This is a genomic window from Flindersiella endophytica, assembly GCF_054779015.1.
On record NZ_BAAGYY010000013.1, the window covers coordinates 44,001 to 68,949 of the forward strand.

A 24,949-nucleotide genomic window follows, 5' to 3' on the forward strand; every position below is an offset into this window, starting at 1 on the left:
ACGCCGTAGATCGCACGCAGGTCAGGCGCAGCCGGTGAGGGTGTACGCCAGGCCCGATGGGTTGTCGACGGTTACTGCTCTGCTGGTAACGAGCTCACCAACCGCCTGATCGAGCTCGGCCACGAGCGCATCGCCGCCCTCTGGAGCGAGACGGACTGCACGAGCGCGCAGGATCGGCTGGCCGGCTACAAGCACAGCCTGCGTGAACACGGGCTGCCGGTCACGCCGGAGTTCTCCGCACTTCGCCGTTACTGGACCTATGCCGAAGGCACACATCCCACCTACATGCGGGAATTGCTCGACCATGCCGATCCGCCGACCGTACTGCTGTGCGCGAACGGCTTCGTTCTCGCGGCAGCCGCGAAGAATCTGCTGGAGCTCGGCATCGAGATCCCAGACCAGATGGAGCTGGCCGGCATGGACAACGCCGGCCCTCTCGACCCGCTGCCGATCACAACCGTCGCTGCGGCACTACCGTCACGGCAGCTCGGCCGGGAGGCCATGCGCATCGTCGGCGAACGAATGAGACAAGGCGCTGACGCCATGCCTCTCCAGCACATCGTCCTCCCCATCACCGTAACCACCCGCGCCGCCGCCGCAGGCTACCTCCGGGCCGTCACGACCCCGCCAAAACAGCCATAGCCCACTCTCTGGGTGTGCTCTGCAAGGGCTTGCGTTACAGCCGTGCGTCGCGAAAGGCGAGCCGAGCCTGCTGTCGGAGTGCCGCAACCTCGCTCTCCGACGGGTCTGTTGCCGCCGCCGATGCTGGTGTCTCCGAGTCGGGCACCGATATGCCAGCCAACACAGCGAACCTCGGAACCGGCATCCCGGCCTGCCGTCCCAAGGCTTTGAGGTCGGCGAACGGACCTCGCGGGCGTATCCGCACCCTTCTGCCGGATCCGCGGCTGCGCCATCTGCTCGGCCGGCGCCAGCGGATGTCTCGGGCCTGCTGAACCTCTGTGCTCGGTGTTGTGAGGGTAACCCTGAGGGGAATCCTTTACGTATCAGGGATCAGCCTGGATGTGGTCCATGGGCGAACCTGCGCATGCTTGCCCCCATGTCCTTCAACCGCGTTGCTCAGGTAGCTGTTGCCGCCGCGTTGGGTGTTGTCATGATCGGGGGTGCTACCGCCGGCGCAGCGCTTTCGGCTCCCCCGGCCGCGGGTTCCCGTGACCGGCCGGCTCGTTCCGAACCGAAGGTGGCCATCATCGGAATGGGCGGGACCATCGCCGGCCGGGCCAGCTCGCGCGTCGGCTTCGAGAGTTACCAGCCGGGAAAGCTGCCGGTCGCGGATTTGGTCAAGGACCTCCAACCAGAAATCGGTGACCTCGCAAGGATTACGAGTGAGGACTACGGCCAGAAGGGCTCTGGAGAGTTCACGATCGCCGATTACGCCGCGGTCTCCCGCCTCGTTGACGCACGGCTGAGGACGTCGGATGCCGTCGTGGTCACCAGCGGTACCGCTGAGATGGAGGCGCTGGCGTACTTCCTGGATCTGACCGTGCGCAGCCAGAAACCTGTTGTCGTCACGGGCGCGATGCGGCCGTGGAACGTCATCGGCAGCGACGGTCCGCCGAACCTCTACAACGCCGTACGACTGGCTGCCAGCACGATGACCCGTTGTTTCGGTACCACCGTCTTGATGAACGACCAAATCTTCCCGGCTCGCGAGGTGACCAAGACCGACACGCTGCGGGTGAACACCTTCCAGACCAGGGAGTACGGCGACCTCGGGACCGTCGACGAGAAGGAGATCAGGATCCAGCGGGCGCCATCGAGAGTGCGCGACTGTGCCAACCCCGCCGCCTGGCGGACACCGTTCGACCTCACCAGGACCGCGGCAGAGGACCTGCCGAGAGTGGAGATCGTACCGGCCTACATCGACGCGGGACCAGAAGCGGTGACTGCGTTCGCCGCTGCCCGTGTCGGCGGCCTGGTCATTTCCGGGACGCCCTCCCCCGCCCAGACCCGGGCCGGCATGGCCGCGGCCAAGCAAGGCGTCGTCATCGTCGCCGCCAACGGATACGGAGCCGGCGCGGTGCACGTGGACCCGAGCATCGGTGTCATCGGGGCCGAGGACCTCCCGGCGAACAAAGCCCGGATCTTCCTGCTGCTGGCGTTGTCGCAGACCACCGACACCCGGCAGATCAGCGACTGGTTCGCCACCTACGGAGCCGCCAAGGTGGCGGGCGTCAACCATTGAGTTCCCGCGGGCAGCCGGTAGAGAACGCGACGGTCTTTGCCGGATGTGCCTCCACGCGCAGCAGCCCGGACTGCCCCGGTGACGGCTTCCCAGTGTCTGATCGATCGGAGCGCCACAAGCCGCGTACGCCGTCTCCAGGGAGATGCCGGCCGTGCCGGCAGCTCGGCGAGGCGATGACCGGTCACGCCGCACCGTCGTCAGGCAGCATTGTCAGCAGCATGACGGTCGGCTCGAGCGCGTGGACCGTGTGCGGCAACCGGGCCGGGAGGTGGACCCACGATTCCGGCACCGCTTCGGTCTTCTGGTCGCCAAGCGTGAGAGCTAGCCGCCCACGGACGACCTGGATCACGACGGGCAGGGCCGAGCTGTGTTCGGTCAGCTCCTGATCGGTGTCGAACGCGAAACCGACCACGCGAAGCCGCTCGTCGCGGTAGAGCACCTTGCTGAGGGTGCCTTCTCGCGGGATCTCCAGTTCCGACGCCAGGTCGGCGATCACCGTTGCGGACATGTCATCTCCTCGGTCTGTTTGAACGCGAACGTCACGCGCGTTTGGCCACCACGCTGACGGCTGCGAGCTGGTCCCGGTAGCGGCGAAACACCGCACGCATCCGCAGCACGCGGCGCCTGGCCGGGCCATCGTGCAGGGTGCGAAGGAGGACCCGGAACGCGCCGAACGCGCCCTCGTCGGCAATCAGCCGGCGCGTCTCGAGCAGGCGCATCGGTACGGCGCGTTCGGCAACAGGTGTGAATCCTTCGGACGCCAGCAGCTCACGCCATCCGGCTCTGGTCAGCGGCCTCGCACCGACATGGATCGCCTCGCTCAGCGCCGCGTTGATCTCGTCGGCCAGCGCGGCGTCGATGTCGTCCGGAACAAGGCAGAGCTCGTGGATGCCGTAGTGTCCCGACGGCCCGAGCAGCCGGTGGGCCTCGCGTACGATCCGGCGCTTGGCAGGGTCGGGTTGCATGGTCAGCATCGCCTCGCCGTAGACCACGGTGGCGCTACGACTCGGCAGTCCGGTGTGCTGAGCGTCCGCGCGCTGTCCGCGTACGCGCTGACCCGCGTCGGCCAGGGCGGCCAGCCCGGCGACCACCGCTTCGTCGCGATCGACACCGACGTACCCGCCCGGATCATGGTCCAGCGTGAGGCGGGCCGTGGCACCCAGGCCGGCCGCCAACTCGACAACCTGATCGGCCGATGTCGAGCGTGTCGAGCATCCACCGGGTCAGCTCCACGCCTCCAGGCCGGAGCACCCGTTTTCCCAGCCTGGCCAGCAACCAGTGACCCGGCATCCGGGCGGGGTCCAAGCCGCCGCCCGGCAGCGCGGGCGTTGGTGCGGAGATATGCCGCCCTGTCGCTGGTTTTGCCACCATGTCGTCCTACCTCCGGATCTCGCCCGACTCCACCACGGCCCACGGTAGATGTACGCCGAGTCCCCGCACCGATGCTGGACGTCCCTCGAATCTGAGGACTTCCGCCTCCGTCAGGTCCTCCACCGCCAGGGGCGATCGGCCCGCGGCCGGCGCGTCAGCGATCGACGATGCTGAACGCGGTCTCCGGCCAAGCGCGCGCTCGGCTACGACAACGGGCGTCGTCAAACGCGGAGCGCCTACGCAGATTCCCGTACTCCACGACCATCCACCGCCGGAGGACATTGCCGTGTCGTGGACGCGAGTATCGCCTTCATGGGTCGGAGAAGGCAGATGTCAACCGCAACAACCAACAGGGCGGTGTTCTTCCGTTTCCTGGATGCCCTGAACACCGGTGATGTGGACGTCATATCGACGGCAATCGACGAGATCGTGGAGCCCAACGTTCTGTTCCACACGCCGGCGCCGATGGATACGCCAGGAGCACAAGCGCTCAAGCGGGTGTGGGCGTTGCTCCTTCGCGCCTTCCCCGACGTTCACGTGAAGGTCGAGGACGTGATCGCTGAGGGCGACAAGGTTGTCTGCAGGAACACGGTGACCGGCACCCACCAGGGCGAGTACAGGGGCCGGCCACCGACTGGCAGGTTTGTCACGTACGACGAGATCTTCATCTTCCGCTTCGCCGGCGGCCGAATCGCCGAGATCTGGGGGGTTGTCGATCTCCTCGCACAGCTGCGACAGCTCGGCGTGGTAGTCGGAGACGTTTGATGGCGAGTGCGGCGGGTCTGGACTGTACGGGTTCAGGTGACGCGACTGTCTACGACGACGGGGGTAGTCGGGCACGTGGTCTGTACGCAGGATTGTGTAGGCGTTGCCTCCGGTCGTCGGAGGACGGGTGCTCTCGCCGGACGCGACAATCGAATGCGCGAAGAACCTCCACGGATTCGATCCAACAGAGACGGGATGGATTCAGGTGAAGCGTGAGCCCTGAAACCCCCGCTGGACAAGAGAGGTCGACATGACACGATGGATGAAGCAGTGGCGAATGGTCACCCTGGCGATCTGTTCGGTGGCGGTGGGGGCTACTGCATGTGGATCGGGATCCGCGGAGCCTGAGGCTCACGCGCCGTCGCCCACCAGCCACAGTGTCTCCTCGCCCCCGGCGGCGCAGCCGTTACGCGCTGGCGAACGATTCCGGAACCTGTCCCTGCCGGAGCCCTACACGCCGTCTGCTCCCAATGGCGGCACCGACGACTACCGCTGCCTTCTGATGGATCCGCACCTGACCAAGCCGGCGTTCCTGAGTGGGGTTCAGTTCGAGCCGCAGAACGTCAAGGTGCTGCATCACGCCGTTGTCCAGTTGGTCCCACCTGAGTACGCAGCACGGGCGCGGGCCAAGGACGCCGGGACGCCAGGTCAGGGCTGGACCTGCTTCGGCGACACCGGTTTGGGTCTGAGACGTGCGACCTGGGTCGGCGCCTGGACCCCTAACGCCATGGAAGCCGTTCTGAAACAGGACATCGGGTATCCCGTCAAGCCTGGCAGCGTGTTGATTCTCCAGGTTCATTACAACCTGTTGGCCACCGGCGGGCATGCGGGGGAAACAGACCGGTCCGGCATCCGGCTGCGACTGACCAGCGGAACACCGGCCACCAAACCGCTACGCAATCTCCCGTTGCAGGCACCGATCGAACTCCCGTGCGCCAGCGGTGAGTCCGGTGTGCTGTGCGACCGCGCCGCGTCGATCGCGGATGTCACCAAGCGGTTCGGACCCGAAGTCGGGAGAATCGAGCAGCAACTACTGCACCTTTGCGGAAACGGCAAGCCGGTACCCGGCAACACCCAGCACTGCGACTACCCCGTAACCCAACCCATGACGGTGTACGCGGGATTTGGACACATGCACCTGCTCGGACGCTCGATCAAGGTCGAGCTCAATCCCGGCACCAAGCAGGCTCGTACCCTCCTCGATGTCCCCACGTTCGACTTCGACAACCAGCAGACACACCCATTGCCCACCCCCGTCGACGTCAAGCCGGGAGATACCCTGCGGGTCACCTGTACCCACGACGCCACCCTGCGGCGTCAACTGCCAGAGCTGAGCAAGCTCCCTCCGCGGTACACGGTCTGGGGTGACGGCACCAGCGACGAGATGTGCGTCGGCTGGTTGACCGTCACAGCTACGAAATGACGGCTGTACGCCTGGACTCCCCGCTGCGGCCGCCGGCCTGGGCACTGCTGCCGCTGCGCGCCTTTCTCGGTGGCACCTTCCTGTACGCCGGCCTGTCCAAGCTCTTCGACACGCACTACCTGGACGACGCGTCACCGCTTGGAGTCCACGCTCAGATGCTGCACGCTGCCGCGCGCTCCCCGATCGGCCGACTGGTGTCACTGTCCGCCGAACACTCAACCCTCACAGGCCTGGCGATCGCCTTCGTCGAGATCACGATCGGGCTCGGCACGCTGCTGGGCCTGTTCACCCGACTCGCCGCACTCGGCGGTGTCCTGCTCTCGGTCAGCTACTTCCTGACAGTGAGCTGGACGACCTGGCCGTACTACTACGGGGCCGACATCGGCTTCGCCTTCGCATGGACTCCGCTGCTGATCGCGGGCGACGCCGGGGTCCTGTCGTCGACCGCCTGGCTGCGCGCGAAGGCGCGTCACACACTCGGTCTGCCGATGCACGCCTCACCTGACGAAGGAGCAGCCGTACAGAACGACGTCGAGCGGCGTACCGTACTGCGGGGCGGTCTGATCGCGGCGTCGGCGACCGCTGTCGGAGTCCCTGTGGGCAGCGCGCTGGCGCGTTCACACCGCTCTGTGGACTCATCGACGGACTCCGCAAGTCCACAGGCGAAGGCCGGACCCGTGATCGCCGTCGCCGCCGACCTCGCTGTCGGATCATCGATGAGCTTCACCGCGTCAAACGGAGCGCCCGCCTATCTCCTACACCCAGCCCCGGACACGTTCCTGGCGTTCAACGCCACCTGCACCCATCACGGTTGTCCAGTCACCTACGTCGGACCCGGATTTCGCTGCCCCTGCCACGGCTCCTCGTTCGACGAGAACGGACAGGTGACCGGAGGACCCGCACCCACACCACTGACCCAGATCCCGATAACGGTCATCAACGGCCAAGTCACGATGGTGAATTGATCCCTGCTGATGTCGACCTCTGGTCCCGGAACGCACGCCGATATTCGACGGGCGGTACGCCCACGGTCCGGGCGAAGTGATGCCGCAGGTTGGCTTCTCCCCCAAGGCCGCTGAGTTGCGCGACCCGCGAAGGAGGTTCGTCAGTTGACTCGAGCAGCAGCCGCGCTCGCTGTATTCGCTGTGCCAGGAGCCAGCGGAGCGGGGAGGTGCCGATCGCCGCCTGGAACCTCCGGATGAACGTCCGAGGGGTCAGGTGTTCGCGGCGTGCCAGGTCGGCGATGGTGATCGGGTGATCGAGATGCGCGACCGCCCATTCCATGAGCGGCCCCAGACTGTCGTCCTTGGCGGCAGGGACCGGGGCGTCCACGAACTGTGCTTGCCCGCCACCGCGGTGTGGCGGCATGACCAGCCGCCGGGCGAGCAGGTTGGCGACCTCTGATCCGTGGTCGAGGCGCACCAGGTGCAGACACAGGTCAAGTCCCGCGGTGGTTCCGGCGCTGGTGAGGACCTGGCCCTCGTCGATGTAGAGCACGGCGGGGTCGACGTGGACCTTCGGATAGCGCCGCGCGAGCTGGTCGGCGTACATCCAGTGCACGGTTGCCCGGCGACCGTCGAGGGCGCCGGCCTCCGCGAGGACGAAAGCGCCGGTGCAGAGGGAGACGATCCGAGCACCCCGTTCGTACGCGGCGCGAACGGCCGCGACCAGGTCGGACGGCAGGTCGTGGAGGAGGTTGGCGCAGGCGGGAACGATGACGGTATCCGCGTCCGCGAGTTGATCGAGCCCGTGGGGTGACGAGACCGCGAAGCCAACGTCGGTGTGGGTCTGGCCCGGTTCGGACGAGCACACCTTGAAGTCGTACCACGCGTCTGGCAGCCCGCTTCGAGCGCGCCCGAAGACCTCGCACGGGATGGCCGCCTCGAAGATCGGCATCCCCTCGGTGATCGCTACTGAGACCTGGTGCGTAGCCATGTCACTAATTTAGCGGACATTGTCATTCGTGACACTGGTCGGCACGGTACGTCCGCGGGATCGTCGGAAGCATGACAGCCCAGTCCTCCCGCGGCCGATGGGTTGTGGTCTCGGTCGCGTCCGTAGCCAACTGCCTGACCATCCTGGATCTGTGGGTGGTGAACATCGCCTACCCGACGCTGCGCCAGGACTTCGCGCCCGCAAGCCTCTCGGACGTCTCCTGGGTCTTGAACGTCTACACGATCGTGCTGGCCGCGCTCCTGATCCCCGCCGGACGGCTGGCCGACAACCTCGGTCGTCGTCGATGCTTCTTCTCTGGGCTGATCCTGTTTGGCATCGCGTCCGTCGGCTGCGCCGTCGCGCCCACACTCTTCGTCCTGATCGCGAGTCGGGGACTACAGGCTGTCGGCGCCAGTGTGCTGATGCCGACGTCCCTGGGTCTCGCCATGTCCGCGTTCGGCGAACGGCGTCGCGGGACGGCGGTCGGAATCTGGGCGGCACTGGGGGCCGTCGCGGCCAGCGCCGGTCCGGTACTCGGCGGGCTGTTGATCGCCATCGACTGGCGGTGGATCTTCTTGATCAACATACCCCTGGTCGCCGGCACTGTACTGGTCGGCCGGCGGTACCTCCCGCTCGATGGCGTACGGCGCTCGCGACGGCTCGACCTTCTGGGTGCCCTGCTGATCCTCGTGGCCGCCGGGCTGGTCTGCACCGCACTGGTCGAAGTACGGGAATGGCCCGGCGAATGGATCTGGTCCGCGCTCGCCGCCGCCGGCATACTCGTCCCGGTCCTCGTCGTACACCTGAAGCGGCATCCCGACCCGATTCTGGCGCCCGGGCTACTCACTGTCATCCGGCTCCGGGCCGGCGTCATCGGAATCCTCAGCTACTACACGGGTTTCGCGGCCATCCTGCTCGGAACCACGCTGCTGCTCACCAACACGTGGCACTACAGCGCGCTGCGCACGGCACTGGCGATCGCGCCAGGTCCTCTCGTCGCAAGCGTCATCGCTCCGTTTTCCGGCCGGCTCATAGCGCGGTTCGGCTTCCACAGCAGCGTTCTGATCGGATCAGCCAGTTTTGGGCTGGCCGGACTATGGTCCTTGCTGACAGCCGGCGACACTCCCGCGTACGGCGCCAGCGTGCTCCCGAGCCTCGTGCTCTGGGGAGTTGCCAACGGACTGATCCAGCCGGCGTTGTTCGGGACCGCGTCGGCCGCGGCTGCCGACGACCTGTCTTCCGCCTCCGCCGTCCTCACGACCGCACGCCAACTCGGCTCGGCGCTGGGCGTCGCGCTCCTCGTCGCCATGGTGACGACCGGCAGTCTCGTTGGCCTGGCAGGTTTGCGCCGTGGTTGGTTGATCGTCCTGGCCAGCGCCATCGTCACAGGGATCGTCGGGCTGCGTGCCCCTCTCGGGCGGTCTACCCATCCACCCCGTCAACGCAGGACACAGAAATCCCAGCTGTGACCTCCGACAGCCGATGGAACGTCCTACGTAGTTCGACGTAGCCGGCCCGTCTCTTCTACGTCTGCTGTCGTAGGCGCGTCGCGCGTCTGGATGGTGTGCCCTCGCACACGAGGGCCGTAGGATCCCGGTATGGAACAACCCGCCGCGCTCTTGGAGTCGCGGGTGCGGTCGTGGCGTCTGCCCCCAGTGGTCCAGGACGTGTTGCTCGCGCTCTTCGTCACAGTGATGCAGGTTCAGGGCACCGTGGTCAGCGGTGCGGACGATGTGGCGGCGCGGCCATTGACCGACCTTGGATACCTGGGATACGCCCTGCTGCTGGCAACGGGGGCTGTCGTTGCCGTCCGTCGCCGGTGGCCGGTGCCGGTGTTCGTCATCGTCGCGCTGGCCAGCATGGCGTACTACGGCTTCGACTTTCCGGACGGGCCTGGCTGGCTCGCGCTCTTCGTCGCCCTGTACACCGTCGCCGCGTATGGTGACGGCCGCCGGTCCGTGGCGATCGCCGGCGTGGGGATCACCGTGCTCGCCACCAGTTGGCTGATCGCGGCCGCCGACATCGAGCCACGCGCCGCCATCGGCTGGGTGTTCTTCCGGATCGGCGCGTCGGTCATGAGCGCGGCTCTCGGCGAGTCCGTGCGATCCCGGCGAGTCATCGCGACCGATGCGCAGGAGCGCGCCGCGCTTGCCGAGCGGACGCGTGAGGAGGTTGCCCGGGCGCGGGTCACCACCGAACGGCTCCGGATCGCACGCGAGGTCCACGACACCGTCGCGCACGCCATCGCGATCATCAACGTCCAGTCCGGTGTCACCGCTCACGTACTCGACAAGAGGCCGGAATGGGCACGCGAGGCACTGCAGACGATCGAGCAGACCAGCTCTCGGGCGCTGCACGAGATGCGAGCGATCCTCGGCGTTCTCCGCGAAGACGGTGACGGCAACTACGGGCGGGCACCATATCCCGGCATGGGACAACTCAACGAACTCACCACAAAGGCACGCGAGGCCGGACTCGACGTCGAACTCGAGGGGTCCTCGCCCGCAACCCAGTTGCCGAGCGCCGTGGACAGCGTTGCGTACCGAATCCTGCAAGAGTCGATCACCAACGTGATCCGCCACGTCGGCCCGACTCGGGTGACCGTGGCGCTGAGCCCAGGCGTCGACGTCCTGGAGATCCGCGTGACCGACGAGGGTCCTCGCCAGACTGGCCGTCCTTCGACGCGAGGCGATTGCCCGGCCGAACCCGGCCGCGGGATCCTCGGTATGCGCGAGCGCTGTCAACTGCTGGGCGGACAACTCGACAGCGGTCCGCGTCCGGGCGGCGGGTTCGAAGTCCGGGCACGACTTCCTCTCGCGCCAACCGAGGCGGGCCTATGAATGCTGGGGCCCTGTCCACCGGCGGCCCGATCAAGGTGCTGCTCGCCGATGACGAGAGGCTGGTTCGAACCGGCTTCAGGGTTCTGCTCGATCTCGAAGAAGACATCACGGTCGTGGGGGAAGCCACCGACGGGGCCGAAGCCATCGAGCAGGCTCGCGCAACCCGCCCCCACGTCGTCCTCATGGACATCCGCATGCCGAAGCTGGACGGAATCCAGGCCATCACCGGGATCGCCAGGACGCCCGGGTTGGAGCAGGTTCGCGTTCTCGTCCTCACCACCTACGACACCGACGACTACGTCTTCGAGGCGCTGCATGCCGGCGCGAGCGGCTTCCTCCTCAAGGACGCCGGTCCGGCCGAGCTCCTCCATGCCATCCGCGTAATCGCAGCCGGAGAAGCGCTACTGGCGCCGCGTATCACCAGACGCCTCATCGGCCAGTTCATCGCGCGACGAGTTGTTTCCCAGGTCGCCGATGAACGGCTCGCCATGCTGACCGAACGCGAGCGCCAAGTACTGGCCCTGGTGGGACAAGGGCTGAGTAACAACGAGATCGGTGCCGAGTTGTCGCTCAGCCCGGCCACCGCACGCACCCATGTCAGCCACGCGATGGTGAAACTTGGTGCCCGCGACCGTGCGCAACTGGTCGTCATCGCGTACCAAACAGGACTGGTCAGCCCCAGCCCATGACCCGCCTTAGGCCAATGCAAAGCCTCGGCGGGACGCAGCAAGGAGAATTCGCCACTATGGCCGAGCCGACTGATTCGATCGATCCGACTGATCCGATTGACACTGCCAGTGTCCGCTACATCGTCGACGATGTGCGGGCAGCTGTCGACTTCTACACCAACCACCTCGGCTTCAGCGTCGCCTTCGACGCCGCACCCGCTCTAGCCGACGTCCGCCGCGGCTCACTGCGGCTACTCCTGTCCGGGCCTGCGTCCTCCGGCGCCCGCGCCACACCCGATGACGCTGCCACGGCCGGGCGTAACCGCATCCACCTCATCGTTGACGACCTCGACGCCGAGATCGAACGACTACGCACTGCCGGACTGACCTTCCGAAGCGACATTGTCTCCGGCCCCGCCGGACGCCAGATCCTGCTCCACGACCCCGCCGGAAACCTGATAGAGCTGTTCCAGCCCGCACCAGACTGACTTCGCGCACAGCACGGGTTCGAGCTGGCCTCGATTGTCACCAACGTTGCTCTCCTGCTGTCCTAGCGCTCTTGAGCCTCCGTTTCTCAGGCGCATTCCGGGCGGCGCGCAAGGGAGACGGCAAGCACTACGCCGAGTGCCGCGAACACCGCTGCGGCAACGAAGACGCGACCCGCAGTTGTGTGTTCGGCCGTGAAGCCGGCGAGTCCGGCGCCGACCGCGGCACCGGCGCTGAGCGCTGTCGACAGCCAGCCGAATGCCTCGGCTCGCCGGACATCAAGACGATCGACGATCAGCGACGCGGTCGTCAGCGCCTGGTTGAAGGCGGCACCCACCAGGAACAGGACTGCTGCCAGAACATAGAGCTTGGTCACGAACCCTGCTGGGATCAGCGCCAGCCCCGCGGCGAGGAGGATGAAGACGAGCCGGACCGCGGGGCGAGCTCCCCACTTCACCGATCCATAACAGAGTGCACCGACGATGCCGCCCACGGAGGTGATCGCCACCAGTACACCACTTGCAGCCGGTACGTTGTTCGCCGACGCAAGTGCGGGAACTCCAACCTCCAAGGCGCCGAAAGCCCCGCCCAGCATCACGATCACCACGAGCAGCCGCCTCATGTCGCCGTTCCGGAGCACCTTTCCACCAGACTCACCGGCCCGCTGCGGCGGCGTTCGCCGCATGACAAGGGACAGCCCGAGAGCGCCGACAGCCGAGGCCATCGCGATCACATCAAGCGCGAGCGATGCTGACGCCCAGACCATCAGCGCCCCGAACAGCAGCGGCCCGACAAGGATCGCCATCTCTTGAACGGTGAGGACCAGGCCGTACGCCGTGGCGCGGCACTCCGGCGGCATGCGACGTGCCCACTCAATGCGCATGGCGATCGACACCGGTGGCAGGCCGATCCCAGCAAGGCACGCGAACCCCCACTGGAGCCCAGCCGGCTGGACCACGGATGGGACTCTCCGTCAGACCGACCACCGCAACCACGTGGACAAGGGCTGTCGCGGCCAGTGTCGTGGATGGGCCGTACCTGTCGATCAACCGACCGTGTATCGGGCGAGCGATCCCTGCTCCGATGGAGAAGGCCCCGGCCGCCAAGCCCGCGTAGACGAGTGATCCATTGTCGGCTCGCAGAGCGAGCACCGTACCAATCGCGATGACCTGCTGGGTCAGCTGAGCCAGGACGCCCAGGAGTGCTTGTGGCAATATCATGCAACCGTGCCATGTCCACCGCATGTTCTACGCACATCCGGGTTGCCCCAGGGCTGTCTCGTAAGTGATTGAGGCTGAAGACCGATTAGTGAGAGGCGCGGACGAAGCTGTTGACGACTTCGGCGAATTCGGTTGCCTGGCCTTCTTGCAGGAAGTGTCCGGCGTTCTCGATGGTGATGTTCGGCTGGCTTCGTGCACCGGGTATGCGCTCACGGAACGGCGTCGCGCCGCCGGCGATGTCGAAGCCCTCATCGCTGAAGGCGCACAGGAACGGCGTTCGCAGGGTCTCGAGCACCCGCCACGCCCGGCGGTTGGGCTCCGCCGCCGGGTCATCCGGAGTGACGGGCACCAGCAGCGGAAACTGCCGCGCGGCCGCCAGGTACGACTCGTCGGGAAATGGCGCGTTGTAAGCCGCATGGCGAGACCTGCGGACGCACCCTCGATAGGCCACCTGGCATGGCGGCTGACCTTGCGCTGGCGAGCTCAACTGGATCCGCGGACTGCAGCGTTCAGGGCTGGTCGAACGCCTCGGCCATCCCACCGACACCCGCGCGCTTCAACTAAGCATTACCGACCACGGCGCCAGCGTCCTCACAGCCGCCAGAGCAGCGGTGATCGAACTGGAAGAGCAACGGCTGGCACCCCTTGGCGGACGCCGCGGCAAGCAAGTCGCCGAACTGCGCGAGACGCTACTCGTCCTGCTCGAGCATGCGCAGAACACCTGACGCCCACTTCCCAGATTGGCGACGCGGCCCGGCGGACCCGGCCTACGCTGGGCGCATGGCCGAAGATCTGGCCACCATCGTCGACGCCGCACGGACGAGGGCATTCGTCGGACGGACAGCCGAGCTCGCGAGCTTCGAGGCCGCCCTCGACGGGCGCGCGCCGTACCGGGTCATGCTCGTGCACGGGGCCGGCGGGTTGGGCAAGACCGCGTTGTTGCACCAGTTCCGGGTGCGTGCGCAGGCGGCAGGGAGGACGGTCGTCAGCGTCGACGGCGAGGATGTGGACGGCTCGCCGGAAGGACTGGGGAGGGCGGTCCGCGCGATCCGCTCCGGTGGGCCGTCGGTGCTGCTCATCGACGGGTACGAGCGGTTGTCCACGGTCGATGACTGGGTACGCGACCGGCTCGTCGCGTCGCTCCCCCAGGCGGTCGTGGTCGTGCTGGCCGGCCGCAACCCTCCGGCGCCGGCGTGGCGGACGGATCCCGGCTGGCGCACCGTCGCGGAATGCCTGCCGCTGGACGTCCTCGACCCCGTCGAGAGCAGGCATCTGCTCGCACACGCGGGCGTTCCGGACGAACATCGCGGCCGGCTGGCCCGGATCGGGCGCGGCCACCCGCTGACCCTGGCGATGCTGGCCGACGCCGCCGGGGCGGCCGACATCTCGGATGACCTCGCCGAAGTGCCCGATCTGGTCGCGGCGCTGGCAACCCGGCTCGTGGACGAGGCACCCGACGACGACCACGCCCTGGCGATGGCACTCTGCGCGCACGGCTGGCTGACCACCCAGGACGTCATCGACGAGTTGCTCGGCCGGAGGGCGCCCGAGGTGTGGGCCTGGCTGGAGACCCGGCCCTGGGTGACCCGAGGGACCTACGGCGTCTACCCCCACGACCTGGTGCGCGACGTGCTCGATGCCGATCTGCGCCGCCGTTCGCCCGCGACGTACCGCCGCGTGCACCGGACGTTCCACGAGCACTCCTGGACCGCCCTGCGCTCGCCCGACGAGAGCGAACGTCGGCTCTGGGCACATCAGAAGCTCTTCCTGCACCGGCGCAGCCCGCTCGCGGTCTCGTTCTGGACTCTGCGCCAGCGCGGCACCGGCATCGTCGCTCCAGGCCGGGTCGTGGACCATCCGGCGGTGCTCGAGCTCGTCGAGCGGTTCGAGGGCACGAAGAGCGCGAACCTCGCCGCCCGCTGGCTGGACGCCCAGCCGGAGAACCTCTCGGTGGTCCCCTCGGCCACCGGGACCGGGATCGACGCCTTCGCCCTGCACACCCTCCACCCGGCTGACCCCGCGCTCGTCGACGGCGATCCGGTGGTGCAGGTGGCGCTCGACACGATCGCCCGGACGTCGCCCGCTCGTCCCGGAGAGCAGGTCACCGTCGCGCGCTTCTTCGGGGGGCATGCCGGGTACCAGCGAGACCCGTACGCAGTGGTCGTCGGCTCGGTCAGCTCGACCGTGCTGTGGACCACCCGTGCCTTGGCCTGGTCGTTCGTGGCAACCACGGACCCGGAGTTCTGGGGGCCGATCTTCACCTACCTCGCGCTGACCACCCAGCTGCATGTGGAGTACTCCGGCCGCTCGTACACGCTCTACGGCATCGACTGGCGTCGGCTGCCCCCGGAGCGCTGGTACGACCTGCTGGGCGAACGGGAGCTCACGGGCGAGTCCGGCCCGGCGCCCGCCTCCCTGCTGCGGTCGCCGCCACTGTCCCGGGAACGCTTCAAGACGTCTCTGCGCGCGGCTCTGCGCGACCTGCACCGGCCGGACCGGCTGCAGGACAACGAGCTGATGGGCTCCCGGCTGGCCATGGACCTCGACGCTGTGTCGGCCCGCCGGCTCCGCCGCACCTTGGTCGCCGGTATCGAACGCGTTGCCTGTGAGCCGCGGTCGGAGTCGCTGGGGCGGGTGCTGGACCGCACCTACGTCCACGCCGCGCCCACGCAGGAGGCCGCCGCGGAGGTGCTCGGCCTGCCGTTCTCGACCTACCGACGCCACCTGGCCCGCGCCCACGAGCGGCTCACCGACCTGCTGTGGGCGCTCGAGATCGGCGAGGTGCGGCTGCCGTCCGACGGGCAGGGTGGACAGGAAGTGAGCACCGAATGGTCTGGCAGGTGAGCAGCTGAACGACCCACCGTTGGCCGTGAAGTATCCCGGGCACCAGCCCGGGCGTACTGACCGGAGGGTGGGAACCATGTCGGACATTCTCGTGCTCGGTGCCGGGCTGAACGGGCTCGCGACGGCAATGCTGCTCGCGCACGACGGCCACCGGGTCACCGTGCTGGAACGCGACCCGGCCGAGCCGCGGGGCGACAACGATGAGCTCTGGAAGACCTGGGAACGCCGTGGGGTGAATCAGTTCAACCAGTTGCACTTCTTGCTGCCGCGGTGGACGGCGACCATGACCGCCGAGCTGCCCGAGGTCGTCGCCGAGCTCGAGGGACGCGGAGGACGGCGCTGGAGCTCGCTGCACGCGCTTCCCGCGAAGGTCACCGGTGGACGGCGGCCAGGAGACGAGCGGTTCGAGACCGTCACGGCCCGTCGGCCGGTGATCGAGGCAGCAGCGGCGGGAGTGGCCGCGCGGACGGCGGGCGTCGGGATCCATCGAGGCGTGCGCGTCACCGGGCTGCTCACCGAACCCGGGCCGGGCGGGCTCCCCCACGTCACCGGCGTCCTGGTCGCGGGCGGTTCGACGGTTCGCGCCGACCTGGTCGTCGACGCCTCCGGCCGCCGCTCCGCCGTGGCGGGCATGTTGGAGGCCGCGGGCGCCCGGCGGCCGCTCGAGGAACGCGAAGAGGCGGGGTTCGTGTACTACTGCCGTCACTTCCGCGGCCGCGAGGGTCGGCTGCCCGAGCCGTCCGGGCTGATCCTCCAGCACTTCCACGGCTTCTCGGTCCTCACCCTGCCCGCCGATGTCACCGCGGACTGCGACACCTGGGGCGTTGGGTTCGTGACGTCATCGCGCGACCAGAGCCTGCGCGGCCTGCGCGACGAGGCGGCCTGGTCGCGCGCGATGGCGCGACTGCCGAGAATGGCGGGCTGGCTGGACGGCGAACCGATCACCGGGGTGCAGGTGATCGCCGGGATCGAGGACCGCTACCGGCGGTTCGTGGTGGATGGCGAGCCGGTGGCCACCGGGCTGGTCGCGCTCGGGGACGCCTGGGCGTGCACCAATCCGTCCGTCGGACGGGGCGCCTCGATAGGGCTGCTGCACGCCTTGGCGCTGCGGGACGTCCTGCGCCAGGTCACGCCGGACCACCCCGAGGAGCTGGCGCACGCCTTCGACACGGCCACCGAAGAGGCGGTCACGCCGTGGTACCGCGCGACCCGCACCTTCGACCGGCACCGGCTCGCCGAGATCGACGCCGACCTCGCGGGCGTGCCGTACCGCACACCCGACCCCGCGTGGGCCATGTCCAAGGCCCTGTACGCCGCAGCCATGCGCGACCCCGACGCGCTGCGCGCCCAGACAGCGATCGCGTCGATGCTGGCCACGCCGCCGGAAGCGCTGGCCGTGCCCGGCCTGCTCGAGAAGGTGATCCGTCTCGGCGCCAACCGGCCGCGCTACCCCGCCGGCGCACCCCGGCACGACGAACTCGTCGCCGCGGTCGAGGGACGGACAGTTCCGGCCCACACTGTCCCGGCTCCAGTACCGGACGAGGCACACCTGGTCACCCTCGACGGGATACGGCTGTTCGTACAGGACGAAGGGGCCGGTGAGCCGGTCCTGCTGCTGCACGGCTGGCCGGACACCCATGCGCTCTGGCGGCGACAAGTGCCGGCGTTGAACGCCGCCGGGTACCGCACGATCGCCCCGGACCTGCGCGGCTTCGGTGCCTCGGACAAACCGGATGACGTCAGCGGCTACGGCCTGCTCCAGGTGGTCGGCGACCTGCTCGGCCTACTGGACCGGCTCGACATACCGCGCGCCAACGTCGTCGGGCACGATTGGGGTGGCGCGATCGGCTGCATGCTCGCCGCGATGGCACCTGGCCGAGTCTCCAGCCTGACCTGCCTGTCGGTCGGCCACCCCGCCGCGTTCCGTGCCGCCGGCTGGGAGCAACGCGAGAAGTCGTGGTACATGCTGCTCTTCCAGTTCCCGGGCCCGGCCGAGCAGTGGCTGTCGCAGGACGACTTCGCCAACCTGCGGGCCTGGGCGCGCCATCCCGACATCGACGAGGTAGTGGACAGGATGCGGGCACCCGGTGCGCTGACCGCCGGGCTCGGTCTCTACCGCGCGGTGCTGCCACCTGAGACGCTGCTTGCACCCTCCCCCGAACTACCGCCGATCCAGGTGCCGACCATGGGCGTCTGGAGCATCGGCGACCATGCCGTCACCGAAGCAGCGATGACCGGCACCAGCCAACACGTCGTCAGCGACTGGCGGTACGAGCGGCTCGAGGACGCCGGCCACTGGATGCAACTCGACGCACCCGACCACGTGAACGCGCTCCTGCTGGACTTCCTCCACACCGTCACCACCCACGCCGCCTCGTCCGCGGCGTGACCGACCAGCGGGCGCTTCGCGCGTTGACTCTCAAGTCCCAGTCATGTGACGGATTCGCGGTCTCTTGGCCCGTAGCTACGGTGACGGCACAGGGATGTACTCGGGCGATCTGTTCGAGGACCGAGAACGGAGACGAAGATGCTGAGAAAAGTGGCGTACGTGGCGCTGCTGGTGAGCGATCAGGACAAGGCACTCGACTACTACACGAACGTCATCGGCTTTGAGAAACGGAGTGACTACCCGATACCCGGCGGACCGCGTTTCCTGACTGTCGGCGTTGAGGGTCAGGACTTCGAGCTCGTTCTGTGGCCGGGCACGCCCGCCACAGCGAAGCCGGGTTCGGCTGTTTACACCATTGAGGTGGAAGACTGCCGGGCGGAGTTCGAGAGGCTGAGATCGCGCGGAGTGACGTTCGAACCTCCCGAGATGCTCGAGTTTCCGTGGGGTTTCGCCGCGAGGTTTCAGGATCAGGACGGGAATCTGCTGCAGGTGCGGGAGGGCCGCGGCGCATTTCGGGCGTGAAGCACCATCTCGGTGAGCAACGCCGTCGTCCAGGTGAGCCCGGCAGCCTGGCAGGTGGCTGTGTGATCCGGTAGCCGCTGGAGGTCACGGCCGCGGTCTAGCTTCCGCCTCCCTGGTCCACGTCCTCCGGGGGGTCGAGGTTCAGGCGGGTGAGTTCGTGGCGGGAAGTGATGCCCAGCTTGGGAAACGCCTTGTAGAGGTGGTAGCCGACGGTGCGAGGGCTCAGGAACAACTGCGCGCCGATGTCACGGTTACTCGCGCCGGATGCGGCCTCGCGCACGACGCGCAGCTCCTGAGGGGTGAGGGTGCGAAGCGGGTCGGGACTGGCCGGCGGAGGCTGGACGGTCTCGCCGGCCGCGCGCAACTCTGCCAGGGCCTGCTTGCCCCACGGGGCTGCGCCCAGATGGGTGAATGTGCGCCAGGCGGCGCGGAGCGGGGCGCGGGCCTCGGCGCGCTGCCGGTTGCGGCGCAACAATTGGCCGTAGGCCAGCCGGGTGCGAGCGCGCTCGAAAGGACGCCGGCCGTCCGCATGCAGCTGGAGCGCCGCGGCGTAGTGCTGCTGGGCGTCCCGGTCGGGGTGAACCAGTGCCTGGCAGCGGTGGGCGACCGCAGCCGCCCACGCCTGGCCCGTATGACTCGTCCACGCCTGGTACCGCTCCAGCAGTGTTTCGGCCGTGGCCACTGCTCCGGCGCGCACCGCGGCCTCGATCTGGTCGGGCACGCTGAAGGCCGGCATGATCACATCTCCGATCGTGCCTCGGGGAATCAGATCCAGGCGCTCCAGCACCTCGTCGTAGCAGCCCAGGCCGACGTCGAGCAGGTTCAGGGCGGCGACACTCAGCGCCAGCGTGAGTCCCCGGCGGCTCGGCTCGGCAACGGCGGGCTTGGCCAGCTCCTCACAACGCGCCCGGTCACCCTCGATGGCCGCCAGCCGCGCAAGGGTCGCGCCGAGCTGGTCCAGCGCTTCGACCTGGCCGGTGTCCTGGCCGAGCCGCAGACCTTCGGACGCCCAGGCCCGTGCGTCCTTGTGCTGTCCGGCGCACAGCTCCGCCCAGGCCAGGACACCGAGCGCCAGCGGGAGGGTGCCGATCGCGCCATGGGCGCGGCACGCGGCCACCTGCTCCACCGCCAGGGCCATGGCTGCCTGGTCGTCACCGATCCACGCTGCGAGATAGACAGGGTGGTCGATCAAGCTGACGGGTTGCTCCGAGGCCGCCTCTTCAGGGTGAGCAACCAGCTTGTGAAGAAGCGGCAACGCGACCTCGAACTCGTCGGCGAGCAGTCGCCGCAGGGCCCGTGCCATCGCGGCCAGGTTGTTCGCGTCGTCCTGGTCGGAGGGAGGCAGCGCCTCCAGCGCGGTCATCGCGCGGTCCGCGATCACGCGGTCACCGCCGAACCAGGCGTCGACGGCAGCCGCGCCCAGCAGGCTGGCGGCAGTCGCGTGGGCCTGCTCCGTGAGGCGGATGGCGCCATCCAGGCGGATCTGGGCGGCCACTTGAGGCGACCCCCGGAAGAACTTCGCCACGTCCGCGCGAACGGCAGCGATACGCGCCCGCAGCTCGAGATAGTCGCCGACGCCGGCGGCCAGGTCCGCGAGAGCGACCGCACGGTCGGGCTGGCCGGCCTTCAGCGCCGCCTCGGCCGCACCGACCAGCCGACCCGCTCTGACCCGCGGGTCGCGGGTGAGCTGGGCCGCACGCTCCAACGCCGCCGCCACCGCCGCGATCCCGCCCCGATCCCTGGCCCGGTTCGCGGCTTGCTCCAGGGCGGCGGCGACCGTCTCATCCACTTCCACGGTCGCGGCCGCCAGGTGCCAAGCGCGCCGGTCGGCCTGCTCCGGTACCAGCAGCACCGCCGCCAGCGCATGGTGGGCGGCGATCCGCTCGCCGAGCGGGGAACTGCGATAGACGGCGGCCCGCACCAGCGGGTGCCGGAACACCAACGAGGCAGCGGTCAGCTCGATCAGGCCGTCGCGCTCGGCAGGCTCCGCGTCCTCGATTCGACTGCCCAGCCGCCTGGCTGCCTCCACCACCACACCCAACGAACCGGTGTCGTCCGCGGCCGCGACCAGGAGCAGCGTCCGGGCCGGGGCAGGCAACTGCTTGAACCGGTCGGCGAAGGACGCCTGCACACGTGACAGAACCGGAGCGGCCGTCACCGCCACCGGCAGCGGCTGCGCCATCGAATCCAGCCGCTGCGCGGCCGACAGCCCCCTGGGCATCTCCAGCAACGCCAAGGGGTTTCCCCCTGCCTCGGCGATGATCCGCGTGCGTACCGACGCGGCCAGCTCCCCGGCGTGCTCGACCAGCAACGCATCGGCGGCCTCATCATCCAGCGCCGCCAGCTCCAACTCGGGAAGCCCACCGCCCGCCAGGACCCGGCCGCGATCACCCTCGCCGGGGCGGGCCGCCAGCAGCAGCGCGACACCCTCGGCGTCCAACCGCCGGGCGGCGAACACCAGCGCCCCGATCGACGCCCGGTCCAGCCAGTGAGCATCGTCCACCAGTACGAGCAGCCCACGCTCTCCGGCCAAGTCCGACAACAACGTCAGCAGCGCCACACCGACAGCGAACTGGTCCGCGCCTCGCGCCGGACCCAGCCCCAACGCTCCCCGCAAAGCCGCTGCCTGCCCACCCGGAAGATCTTCGATCCGGTCGGTGACGGTCTTCAGCAGCAGATGCAACCCGGCGAACGGCAGTTCTGCCTCCGAGGAAACCCCGCCGGTCCGCAGCACCCGCATTCCTTCGGCCCGTCCGGCCGCGTCCTGCAGCAAGACAGACTTGCCTATCCCGGCCTCGCCCAGGAGCACCAGCACGCCGCTGCGCCCCGCCCTCGCATCCGCCAGCAATCGGCCAATCGCCGCCTGCTCCCCCGCACGCCCAAACAGTTTGCCCACACGAACTCATCCTCACAACGTGGAAGGAGCCACCGCGCGCTCCGTAGGCTCCGGGGCCACCGTCGATCCGAGCGTCTCGGGCGGTGACGCCCCTCCTCACGGGACGCGACACAAGAACATTCAGGCCGGATCCCGCGTCTAGCCACCATACGGCGCGATCCTGCTGTCGAAGCTGCTCGTCGACGACTGCTCACCGACTGCACTCCTTTCGTACGGCACAAGGCGCGCCACCCGTGCGCGGCGCGCACTCGGCTGGTGCCATGTCGCATCTCGAACTCGGAATGAGCAGCCGTGCGCCGCAGCCGGGCACGTGCGATCCAGCCGGCTCTTCACTCGCCGGTGGTCCCGTCGACGGCTTCGCGGATCAGGTCGGCGTGGCCGGCGTGCCGGGCAGTCTCCTCGATGAGGTGCAGGAGCACCCAGCGCAAAGTGAACGGCCGACCGTTGGCCAGTGGTTTGACTGACTCCTGGTGAAGGCCGGCCGCCTGCGCGGTGACCTGGCGGCTGCGCTCGCAGGCGTCCAAATACCGTCGCCGTAGCTCCTCAGGATCCAGGTCCGCTCCGGTGCGGAACTCCCAGTCCGGGTCGGCGTCCCAGTCAACTCCGGCCCATGGCTCGCGGTCCGGCAGCCCGGCGAACCGGGCCTCGAACCACCCCTCCTCGACCAGCGCCAGGTGGTACAGCAGCCCGCCGAGCGTCAACGACGATGTCGGCAGCCGCACGGCCATCTGCCCGCGGTCCAGCCCGGCCGTCTTCGCGAGCACGGTCGCGCGCTGGAAGTCGAGGTACTGGCTGAGCATGTCCCGCTCGCACGCGGCCGGGTCAGGGTCGGCGCGCAAGGCAGCGGCGGTCTCCCAGGTGCTCGTCAACTGCGGCTCCTCACAGAAATCAACGGCAGGCACGTTCCTGCCCAGGCTGAACGGACGGCGGTGACTGTGCTCGGTGAACGATCTCGCGGCGACGGGCCGCGTCAGCGGAAAGCGTCGGCGTGGTCGGTGGCCCATTCCTGGAACGTTCGGGGCGGCCGTCCGGTGACGTTTTCCACCGTCGGGGTGACCAGGTTCGAGGCCGGCCGGTTCTCCGCGCTGGCCAGCAGGGCCTCCACCAGGGCCGGCGGCCTGCCGTCTGCCAGCATCTGCTCGCGCGCGGCGGCCACAGGGACCTCCTCGAACCGCAGCGAGCGTCCGACCACCTGCCCGATCGTGGCGACCTGCTCGGCTCTGTCCAGCGGTTGCGGGCCCGTCAACACGAGCTTGGCACCTGCAACCCCGTCGCCGGCCAGCGCCCGCACCGCGACAGCCGCCACGTCGCGCGGGTCGATCACAGCCGTGGGGGCGATGCCAGGTCCGCGAACAACGTCCCCGGCACGGATCTGCCCGGCCCAACCCAGGGTGTTGGAGGCGAGCGTGTCGGCCCGCAGGATGGTCCACTCCAAGCCCGAAGCCTCGACCAGGCCCTCCATATCGGCATGAAGCTGACCAACGGGATCGGCCTGCCGCTCGGTCCCGTCGTCGACAACCGACGATGACAGGTACACCACGCGGCGGGCGGTCCGCGCGATCGCGTCCAGGGCGGCGGACGCGCCGTCGGCCGTCAGGAACGGCCAGATCAGGAACACCGCCCCGACGCCGGCCAACGCCCGTTCCAGCGTTTCCGGGACGGACAAGTCGCCCTCCGCGGCCTCGGTGCCTTCTGGCAAGCGGGCCGTCCGTCGATCGCGCACGAACGCGCACACCTCAGCGCCCGTGGCCGCGAGCTGGGCGGCAACCTCCCGGCCGACATTGCCGGTCGCGCCCGTCACCAAGACCTTGCCGCCGATCTGCGAACGGCTCATTGTTTCCTGCCTGTCATTCAGTGTCAGCTCCTTGCCAGAGATAGTGGCACGCACCTCAGCCGTGCCGGGCTGCGCTAGGGCGTTGCGTCAACCACCGCGCTCCAGTCGCCGGGGTTGATCGGGAACGAGATGTGCTCGTGGGTGATCAGCCATCGGTCATCGCTTCGCTGCAGGCACACCGTCGAGCGCACCCACACCACGACATTCTGCCCGCTCCTGCGAGTCCCGCTGTCAGGATGAAGCATGTGCGCGAAGGCCACGTCGCCGCTCACCGCGAGGCTCAGGTGGTGGGTCTCCAGTCCGATGTCGCCCTGGTACTCATCGAACCACCTCAGGAAGTTCTTGCGGACCGCGTCGGCGCCGGTGAACTGGTGCGGCGGGATGATGTCGAAGTAGACGATGCCGGGTGAGTACAGGAACATGAGTCGGTCGATATCCCTGGCCCGGCAGGCCTCGACCCGGCGGTCCAGCACCGCCATGACGTCCGCCCGGGCGGTCTCCGCGTTGTTGGCGGCCATGACTGTTTCCTCTTCTCCTCATTGGTGTCCTGTCCTGTCGTGGCCCGCCCGGGTCAGGCCGCACGCCCGGCCTTGAGTGCGGCCGCGGTCTCAACGGCGCGCCGAGCCTGGTAGCCGGTCCGCCTGCAAGGCCACCTCGCCAGGTGAACCATCGCCACTTACGTGGGAGGTGCCGTAGGGCTTGCCCACCAGTGGCGCTGTAGTAGATGATCGCGGCGTTCACGGATGCCATGAACGAGTCAGTGGTCATGGTGTCGCTGGGCTCCTTGCTGACGGCAGAGTGCTAGGCGGGCTGGCCGGGCTGGCCGGGCTGAAAGTCGCCGCCGCGCTGCTTGACGATGACGGACATCCGGTTGGTGGCGTTCATGAGGGCGACGAGCATCACCAGATCGGCAAGTTGCCCCTCGTCGTAGTACTTGACGGCGTCCTGCCAGGCCTCATCGGTGACGCCGCCGGCGGCATCGGCAACGCGGGTGCCCTGCTCGGCCAGTTCCAGGGCGGCGCGCTCGGCATCGGTGAACACCGTCGACTCGCGCCAGGCCGCGACCATGCTGATGCGGGCCGAGGTCTCGCCGGCCTGCGCTGCAAGCTTGCTCCACACATCAGTGCCATATCCGTCGCCGTTGATCTGGCTCGTACGCAACAGCACCAGCCTCTGGGTCACCGCCGGCAGCGTCGAATCATCCAAGATCACCTTGCTCGCCGAACCAAAGTGCTTCGCGGACTGGGCCGCGGTCGAGGTCGGGTCGCTGAACAGGTTCAAACGAGTAGCCATCGTGCACTCCCACTTGTCAGTTGTCACACACAACGCGCCGGCCGCGCGATGTCCACGGATCGTCCGGGTCCGTCCCCACGCGGTCACCGTAACCAGCGGCCAACAGGCCGCGAATCCGTCACATGACTGGACCTTGCCGGCGACGAACGCGCCCTGCCATTCCTACGGTCACACTGCGCAGCCGATCCACGTATCCGCATGACCGGGATGCTCGCAGCGGCCCGACACGGCGGCCCGAGCGCTTCTCGTCCCGGCGGTGA

22 protein-coding genes are annotated in these 24,949 nt (G+C 68.5%); 12 read left to right on the plus strand and 10 right to left on the minus strand.

The annotated features are described in order from the left end of the window. Window positions 1-9 precede the first annotated feature (9 nt). On the plus strand, window positions 10-642 hold the full coding sequence (locus tag ACYVF6_RS12450) for a substrate-binding domain-containing protein (RefSeq protein WP_460521622.1): 633 nt from the start codon (window positions 10-12) through the stop codon (window positions 640-642). Window positions 643-1,111: 469 nt separating this feature from the next. After that, complete coding sequence (locus tag ACYVF6_RS12455; protein ID WP_460520445.1) at window positions 1,112-2,203, plus strand: asparaginase; 1,092 nt, start codon at window positions 1,112-1,114, stop codon at window positions 2,201-2,203. Between the two features lie 181 nt (window positions 2,204-2,384). On the opposite strand, the gene ACYVF6_RS12460 is transcribed toward ACYVF6_RS12455, so the two are convergent. Then, window positions 2,385-2,711, minus strand: a complete 327-nt coding sequence (locus tag ACYVF6_RS12460) for a cupin domain-containing protein (protein WP_460520447.1) — start codon at window positions 2,709-2,711, stop codon at window positions 2,385-2,387. A gap of 31 nt (window positions 2,712-2,742) precedes the next feature. After that, the gene (locus ACYVF6_RS12465) at window positions 2,743-3,378 is read right to left on the minus strand and encodes a class I SAM-dependent methyltransferase (RefSeq protein WP_460520449.1); all 636 of its coding nucleotides are present in this window, start codon (window positions 3,376-3,378) and stop codon (window positions 2,743-2,745) included. Between the two features lie 487 nt (window positions 3,379-3,865). Here ACYVF6_RS12465 and ACYVF6_RS12470 point away from each other — a divergent pair, with 487 nt between their 5' ends. The 3 genes from ACYVF6_RS12470 (at window position 3,866) to ACYVF6_RS12480 (ending at window position 6,727) form a co-directional block, all read left to right on the plus strand. Further along, window positions 3,866-4,339 carry an ester cyclase gene (locus tag ACYVF6_RS12470; RefSeq protein ID WP_460520451.1) on the plus strand — a complete coding sequence of 158 codons (474 nt, stop codon included), beginning with the start codon at window positions 3,866-3,868 and terminating at the stop codon, window positions 4,337-4,339. A 277-nt stretch (window positions 4,340-4,616) separates the two neighbouring features. Then, window positions 4,617-5,762, plus strand: coding sequence for a monooxygenase (locus ACYVF6_RS12475; RefSeq protein WP_460520453.1), 1,146 nt, complete (start codon window positions 4,617-4,619; stop codon window positions 5,760-5,762). Beyond that, window positions 5,759-6,727, plus strand: a complete 969-nt coding sequence (locus tag ACYVF6_RS12480) for a Rieske 2Fe-2S domain-containing protein (RefSeq protein WP_460520455.1) — start codon at window positions 5,759-5,761, stop codon at window positions 6,725-6,727. The genes ACYVF6_RS12475 and ACYVF6_RS12480 overlap by 4 nt, the downstream gene beginning before the upstream one ends. On the opposite strand, the gene ACYVF6_RS12485 is transcribed toward ACYVF6_RS12480, so the two are convergent. Beyond that, window positions 6,711-7,697 (minus strand): helix-turn-helix domain-containing protein, encoded by a 987-nt coding sequence (locus tag ACYVF6_RS12485; protein ID WP_460520457.1) that lies wholly within the window; start codon window positions 7,695-7,697, stop codon window positions 6,711-6,713. The genes ACYVF6_RS12480 and ACYVF6_RS12485 overlap by 17 nt on opposite strands. 71 nt (window positions 7,698-7,768) lie before the next feature. On the opposite strand from ACYVF6_RS12485, the gene ACYVF6_RS12490 reads away from it, so the two are divergent. The 4 genes from ACYVF6_RS12490 (at window position 7,769) to ACYVF6_RS12505 (ending at window position 11,693) form a co-directional block, all read left to right on the plus strand. Beyond that, a complete protein-coding gene (locus ACYVF6_RS12490) occupies window positions 7,769-9,166 on the plus strand; it encodes an MFS transporter (RefSeq protein ID WP_460520459.1) in 1,398 nt (465 codons plus the stop codon). A 129-nt stretch (window positions 9,167-9,295) separates the two neighbouring features. Then, window positions 9,296-10,537 carry a sensor histidine kinase gene (locus ACYVF6_RS12495; RefSeq protein ID WP_460520461.1) on the plus strand — a complete coding sequence of 414 codons (1,242 nt, stop codon included), beginning with the start codon at window positions 9,296-9,298 and terminating at the stop codon, window positions 10,535-10,537. After that, entirely contained in the window at window positions 10,534-11,226 is a 693-nt protein-coding gene (locus ACYVF6_RS12500; protein ID WP_460520463.1) for a transcriptional regulator, read from the plus strand. Before ACYVF6_RS12495 ends, ACYVF6_RS12500 begins: the two co-directional genes overlap by 4 nt. Before the next feature lie 56 nt (window positions 11,227-11,282). Continuing rightward, window positions 11,283-11,693 carry a VOC family protein gene (locus tag ACYVF6_RS12505; protein ID WP_460520465.1) on the plus strand — a complete coding sequence of 137 codons (411 nt, stop codon included), beginning with the start codon at window positions 11,283-11,285 and terminating at the stop codon, window positions 11,691-11,693. A gap of 86 nt (window positions 11,694-11,779) precedes the next feature. On the opposite strand, the gene ACYVF6_RS12510 is transcribed toward ACYVF6_RS12505, so the two are convergent. After that, the gene (locus ACYVF6_RS12510) at window positions 11,780-12,496 is read right to left on the minus strand and encodes an MFS transporter (protein ID WP_460520467.1); all 717 of its coding nucleotides are present in this window, start codon (window positions 12,494-12,496) and stop codon (window positions 11,780-11,782) included. A 500-nt stretch (window positions 12,497-12,996) separates the two neighbouring features. Further along, window positions 12,997-13,206: a hypothetical protein gene (locus ACYVF6_RS12515; RefSeq protein ID WP_460520469.1), complete on the minus strand. Its 210-nt coding sequence runs from the start codon at window positions 13,204-13,206 to the stop codon at window positions 12,997-12,999. A gap of 485 nt (window positions 13,207-13,691) precedes the next feature. Here ACYVF6_RS12515 and ACYVF6_RS12520 point away from each other — a divergent pair, with 485 nt between their 5' ends. From ACYVF6_RS12520 to ACYVF6_RS12530, 3 genes are all read left to right on the plus strand, one after another. After that, a complete protein-coding gene (locus ACYVF6_RS12520) occupies window positions 13,692-15,755 on the plus strand; it encodes a hypothetical protein (protein WP_460520471.1) in 2,064 nt (687 codons plus the stop codon). 76 nt (window positions 15,756-15,831) lie between these two features. Further along, the gene (locus ACYVF6_RS12525) at window positions 15,832-18,144 is read left to right on the plus strand and encodes an alpha/beta fold hydrolase (RefSeq protein WP_460520473.1); all 2,313 of its coding nucleotides are present in this window, start codon (window positions 15,832-15,834) and stop codon (window positions 18,142-18,144) included. A gap of 138 nt (window positions 18,145-18,282) precedes the next feature. Beyond that, the gene (locus ACYVF6_RS12530) at window positions 18,283-18,666 is read left to right on the plus strand and encodes a VOC family protein (protein ID WP_460520475.1); all 384 of its coding nucleotides are present in this window, start codon (window positions 18,283-18,285) and stop codon (window positions 18,664-18,666) included. Window positions 18,667-18,763: 97 nt separating this feature from the next. On the opposite strand, the gene ACYVF6_RS12535 is transcribed toward ACYVF6_RS12530, so the two are convergent. The 5 genes from ACYVF6_RS12535 to ACYVF6_RS12555 all read right to left on the minus strand — a co-directional run bounded on the left by ACYVF6_RS12535 (window position 18,764) and on the right by ACYVF6_RS12555 (window position 24,677). Then, window positions 18,764-21,562: an ATP-binding protein gene (locus tag ACYVF6_RS12535; RefSeq protein WP_460520477.1), complete on the minus strand. Its 2,799-nt coding sequence runs from the start codon at window positions 21,560-21,562 to the stop codon at window positions 18,764-18,766. 329 nt (window positions 21,563-21,891) lie between these two features. Further along, window positions 21,892-22,431 (minus strand): DinB family protein, encoded by a 540-nt coding sequence (locus ACYVF6_RS12540; protein WP_460520480.1) that lies wholly within the window; start codon window positions 22,429-22,431, stop codon window positions 21,892-21,894. A gap of 101 nt (window positions 22,432-22,532) precedes the next feature. Beyond that, window positions 22,533-23,396: a Rossmann-fold NAD(P)-binding domain-containing protein gene (locus tag ACYVF6_RS12545; protein ID WP_460520482.1), complete on the minus strand. Its 864-nt coding sequence runs from the start codon at window positions 23,394-23,396 to the stop codon at window positions 22,533-22,535. 74 nt (window positions 23,397-23,470) lie between these two features. After that, entirely contained in the window at window positions 23,471-23,914 is a 444-nt protein-coding gene (locus tag ACYVF6_RS12550; protein WP_460520484.1) for a YybH family protein, read from the minus strand. A 283-nt stretch (window positions 23,915-24,197) separates the two neighbouring features. Next, a complete protein-coding gene (locus ACYVF6_RS12555) occupies window positions 24,198-24,677 on the minus strand; it encodes a carboxymuconolactone decarboxylase family protein (RefSeq protein ID WP_460520486.1) in 480 nt (159 codons plus the stop codon). Window positions 24,678-24,949: the final 272 nt, after the last annotated feature.

Excerpts from the sequence above, each read along its gene's own strand:
- ACYVF6_RS12460 (WP_460520447.1), bottom strand. The coding sequence starts at position 2,711 with ATGTCCGCAACGGTGATCGCCGACCTGGCGTCGGAACTGGAGATCCCG.
- ACYVF6_RS12525 (WP_460520473.1), top strand. The coding sequence starts at position 15,832 with ATGTCGGACATTCTCGTGCTCGGTGCCGGGCTGAACGGGCTCGCGACG.
- ACYVF6_RS12490 (WP_460520459.1), top strand. The coding sequence starts at position 7,769 with ATGACAGCCCAGTCCTCCCGCGGCCGATGGGTTGTGGTCTCGGTCGCG.
- ACYVF6_RS12505 (WP_460520465.1), top strand. The coding sequence starts at position 11,283 with ATGGCCGAGCCGACTGATTCGATCGATCCGACTGATCCGATTGACACT.
- ACYVF6_RS12510 (WP_460520467.1), bottom strand. The coding sequence starts at position 12,496 with ATGGCGATCCTTGTCGGGCCGCTGCTGTTCGGGGCGCTGATGGTCTGG.
- ACYVF6_RS12485 (WP_460520457.1), bottom strand. The coding sequence starts at position 7,697 with ATGGCTACGCACCAGGTCTCAGTAGCGATCACCGAGGGGATGCCGATC.
- ACYVF6_RS12520 (WP_460520471.1), top strand. The coding sequence starts at position 13,692 with ATGGCCGAAGATCTGGCCACCATCGTCGACGCCGCACGGACGAGGGCA.
- ACYVF6_RS12475 (WP_460520453.1), top strand. The coding sequence starts at position 4,617 with ATGGTCACCCTGGCGATCTGTTCGGTGGCGGTGGGGGCTACTGCATGT.
- ACYVF6_RS12455 (WP_460520445.1), top strand. The coding sequence starts at position 1,112 with ATGATCGGGGGTGCTACCGCCGGCGCAGCGCTTTCGGCTCCCCCGGCC.
- ACYVF6_RS12530 (WP_460520475.1), top strand. The coding sequence starts at position 18,283 with ATGCTGAGAAAAGTGGCGTACGTGGCGCTGCTGGTGAGCGATCAGGAC.
- ACYVF6_RS12495 (WP_460520461.1), top strand. The coding sequence starts at position 9,296 with ATGGAACAACCCGCCGCGCTCTTGGAGTCGCGGGTGCGGTCGTGGCGT.
- ACYVF6_RS12500 (WP_460520463.1), top strand. The coding sequence starts at position 10,534 with ATGAATGCTGGGGCCCTGTCCACCGGCGGCCCGATCAAGGTGCTGCTC.
- ACYVF6_RS12545 (WP_460520482.1), bottom strand. The coding sequence starts at position 23,396 with ATGAGCCGTTCGCAGATCGGCGGCAAGGTCTTGGTGACGGGCGCGACC.
- ACYVF6_RS12550 (WP_460520484.1), bottom strand. The coding sequence starts at position 23,914 with ATGGCCGCCAACAACGCGGAGACCGCCCGGGCGGACGTCATGGCGGTG.
- ACYVF6_RS12480 (WP_460520455.1), top strand. The coding sequence starts at position 5,759 with ATGACGGCTGTACGCCTGGACTCCCCGCTGCGGCCGCCGGCCTGGGCA.